The sequence below is a fragment of the Streptomyces sp. NPDC002742 genome, assembly GCF_042888885.1.
Lineage (GTDB): Bacteria > Actinomycetota > Actinomycetes > Streptomycetales > Streptomycetaceae > Streptomyces.
The window spans coordinates 1-3,300 of record NZ_JBIAQF010000067.1 but is presented as its reverse complement, the minus strand read 5'-3'; the positions used below and the strand labels follow the sequence as shown (position 1 = coordinate 3,300).

Below are 3,300 nucleotides of genomic sequence, written 5' to 3'. Positions count from 1 at the left end.
TCGTCCGCACCCGAGACCGGGTCCGGGGTGCCCGCGACGAGCGGCGCGCCCGCGCGCTGCGCGATGTGCCGGGCGGCGACCTTGTCACCCAGGTCCCGGATCGCCTGCGGCGGCGGGCCGATCCAGGTCAGGCCCGCGTCGAGGACGGCCTGGGCGAAGTCCGCGTTCTCCGAGAGAAAGCCGTAGCCCGGATGGACGGCGTCCGCGCCCGAGTCCTTGGCGGCCTGCAGCACCTTGGCGAAGTCCAGGTAACTGGTGGCCGGGGTGTCACCGCCCAGCGCGAACGCCTCGTCCGCCGCACGGACATGCAGAGCGTCCCGGTCCGGTTCCGCGTAGACGGCAACGCTCGCGATCCCGGCATCCCGACACGCTCGGGCCACGCGGACAGCGATTTCGCCACGGTTGGCGATGAGCACCTTGCGCACGATGGCTCCCTCCTTGAAAACAAGCCGAGTTTAGGGACAGCCAACACGACGTTTCGACCTGTCCCCAGTAGTGAGCTTGCCCACACGGAGCGTGATACGAGGCTCGCCCTACCCGCGAAATCCCTTGTCGTGCCAAGGCACGCCGGAATCCTTCCCTGAACCCTAGCCCGCAGGTGTGGCCAAGGTCTCTGTGACTCCGTGCTGCGGCCCACAACGATTCTTTGTGGAGTCCCTACGAATGGCCCAACGATTCTTTGCCCTCGACCGAACCCTTGTCCCCGGGTTTACCCGTTAGTAGCGTTCGGGATGTCTAAGACGTACTTGGGGTAACAGCACGCGGAAGTGGGTGGGGCCGGTGGTGCGCAGACCGCTGGTGTGGGTGGCGGCGATCGTGCTCTTCGCGGAGGCGATAGGCATCGCACTCCTCAACTGGTTCCTCGGCGTGGTCGCCGACCGCCAGAACATGCATGTGGCGGGGATCGACTCCGACATGATGTCGCGGTCGTCGAAGATCGGCGGTCTGGTCTTTGGTCTCTACTTCCTGGCCTGTGCCGTGTCGGTCCTGCTGGTCGCGCTCCGGCAGCGCCCCCCGGGCCTTCTCGGGCGTGTCCTGCTGATCAGCGCCGCCGTGGTGCACGCCCTGCTCGGCGCCTTCACGGTGGGCCTGGTGGGCTGGAGAGCGTTCACCTTCATGATGGTGGTGTTCGCGTTGATCGTGTTCACCCTCCTGGCGTACGACGGCCGGGAGACCGGCCCCGTCGACGCCGCGCCGGAGACCGGCGGGACCGGTGACGGCGAGGGGGACGCGGCCGAGGAAGGGAGCGCCGGCCTCGGTGAGGGCGTTGCCGCCGGGAGCGTGGACCTGGCGAAGGGCGCCGACGCGAAGGGCGCCCCGGAAGCGCAAGCCGTGGTCACACCGCCGTCGGCCCCGTCGGCCTCCCCGGCCTCCTGACGGCCCTCCCGGCTGCCTGGCCGCCCTGCGTGGGTGGGGCCCCGTCTTCGTGTGCCGGCCGACGGTCCTTCCGGCCGGCACGAAGGCCCTCGGCCGGTTGCCCGGCTGAACGACCGGCGATCGGCTCCTGGCCGGCTGCCCGGCTGTCCGGCTGTCCCGTTGTGGCCGTCCGGGTGTCAGGGTGCCCGGCCGTTCCCGGTTCGGGTGTCAGGGCGGCAGGGTGTCCGGCCGTCCGGCGTTTCCGTTCCGGGCGTCCGCCGGTTCCGTCCCCGGCTGCCCGGCTGCCCGGCTGCCCGGCTGCCCGGCTGCCCGGCTGTCCCGTTCCGGGTGTCCGGTCCGTCCCGTTCGGCGTTCGGGTATTCAGGAATTCGGGCACCCCGGTCGGCAACATCCCTTGGCTGTACGGCCGTTCCCGTTGTGGTCGGGTGGGGCAGCCGCGAACGGCAGCCCCACGCCGCGGTCCTCACCGCACCCGGGGTGTCCACAACTCGGTGATCCCGACGCCCAGTTCGGCGAGCAGCCTGCGCACCAGCGGGAGCGAGATGCCGATGACGTTGCCGTGGTCGCCGTCGATGCCCTCGATGAAGGGGGCGGAGCGGCCGTCGAGCGTGAACGCGCCGGCCACGTGCAGGGGTTCGCCCGAGGCGACGTACGCGGCGATCTCCGCGTCGGTCGGCTCGCCGAAGCGGACCACCGTCGAGGCGATGGCGGACTCCCACCGCTTCTGTGCCGTGTCCCAGACGCAGTGCCCCGTCTGGAGCGTCCCGGCCCGGCCGCGCATCGCCTTCCAGCGCGCGGTGGCCTCCTCGGCGTCCACGGGCTTGCCGAGGGCCTCGCCGTCCAGGTCCAGCACGGAGTCGCAGCCGATGACCAGAGCGCCCTGGACCTCGGGCCGCGCCGCCACGACGGAGGCCTTCGCCTCGGCCAGCGCGAGGGCGAGTTCAGCGGGGGTGGGTGCGGTGACGGCGTCCTCGTCGACCCCGCTCACGATCACCTCGGGGGCGAGTCCGGCCTGCCGCAGCAGGTTGAGCCGGGCGGGGGACTGCGAGGCGAGCACGAGACGGCGGCGCGGCTGATCGGTCATGCGATCAGGGTATCGGCGCCGATGGGCCGCCGCCTCGGCTGTCGGTCGTTCGGAGCGGCTGTCGGTCGTTCGGAGCGGGAGTGGTGGCACCGCCGCGGTGCCGGCCGCGGACCGGAGCGGCGGGGCGCGGGGTGCCGGACCGGGTCAGCGGATGCCCAGCAGGATCATCGCGACCACCATGGCCAATGCCAGGAGAACGCCCAGGCGTCGCAACATGTCCTGCATGTCACGGAGATCCTTGGGGGGTTCGTTCTCCGGGTCGGACCACAGCATGCTCCCGATCGTGCGACGGAGGGGCGCCGGGCGCCTGAGTACGCGTACTCAACTTGCGTACATCCTGTGTAAACGGGACCGAGGGTTGTTCGGCACCTGGTGTGGTCGGAGGCCCGGCGCGCAGGGGAGTGGGGCGCGGTCGCCGGCGGGGCCGGGAAGGGGCCGAGCTCGAAACGGCCGGACCGGACCGGGTCCGGGGCGCTCCCCGGCCGGTCCGGTCCGAGGGCTAGCCCGGCCAGTAGCTGCGTCCCCACGACGTCGGGCCCGGCCGGGGGAGCCGGTGCGCGGCGACGCGGGCGGGGTCGGCCCAGGAGTCACGCGGCCCGGACGCGCCGGACGGGGCGGACGCCACCGCCGCGGCGCGTGCGCGGACCACCGCCAGTGCGGCGGCCAGCTCCTCAGGGGTCGGGTTGCCCCGTACGACCTTGATCGTCATGTCTGCTCCCAGGATCCGGGTCTGCGGGGTTCTAGAGCGGGATGTTTCCGTGCTTCTTCGGGGGCAGTGATGCCCGCTTGGTGCGGAGCTGGCGCAGGCCGCGTACGACGTGGGAGCGGGTCTGGGAGGG

5 protein-coding genes are annotated in these 3,300 nt (G+C 71.9%); 1 reads left to right on the top strand and 4 read right to left on the bottom strand.

Annotated features, from left to right (window positions below):
* Positions 1-425: biotin carboxylase N-terminal domain-containing protein (locus ACFYW8_RS44450; RefSeq protein ID WP_389093845.1), on the bottom strand; the 425-nt coding region annotated here is incomplete at its 3' end.
* Positions 426-780: 355 nt separating this feature from the next.
* On the opposite strand from ACFYW8_RS44450, the gene ACFYW8_RS44445 reads away from it, so the two are divergent.
* Positions 781-1,377 carry a hypothetical protein gene (locus ACFYW8_RS44445; protein WP_389093840.1) on the top strand — a complete coding sequence of 199 codons (597 nt, stop codon included), beginning with the start codon at positions 781-783 and terminating at the stop codon, positions 1,375-1,377.
* 463 nt (positions 1,378-1,840) lie between these two features.
* On the opposite strand, the gene ACFYW8_RS44440 is transcribed toward ACFYW8_RS44445, so the two are convergent.
* From ACFYW8_RS44440 to ACFYW8_RS44430, 3 genes are all read right to left on the bottom strand, one after another.
* On the bottom strand, positions 1,841-2,461 hold the full coding sequence (locus ACFYW8_RS44440) for a Maf family protein (RefSeq protein WP_389093834.1): 621 nt from the start codon (positions 2,459-2,461) through the stop codon (positions 1,841-1,843).
* A 144-nt stretch (positions 2,462-2,605) separates the two neighbouring features.
* Positions 2,606-2,734: a morphogenic membrane protein MmpB gene (gene mmpB / locus ACFYW8_RS44435; protein ID WP_328553777.1), complete on the bottom strand. Its 129-nt coding sequence runs from the start codon at positions 2,732-2,734 to the stop codon at positions 2,606-2,608.
* Between the two features lie 226 nt (positions 2,735-2,960).
* Positions 2,961-3,170 (bottom strand): acyl-CoA carboxylase epsilon subunit, encoded by a 210-nt coding sequence (locus ACFYW8_RS44430; RefSeq protein WP_389093829.1) that lies wholly within the window; start codon positions 3,168-3,170, stop codon positions 2,961-2,963.
* Positions 3,171-3,300 lie beyond the last annotated feature (130 nt).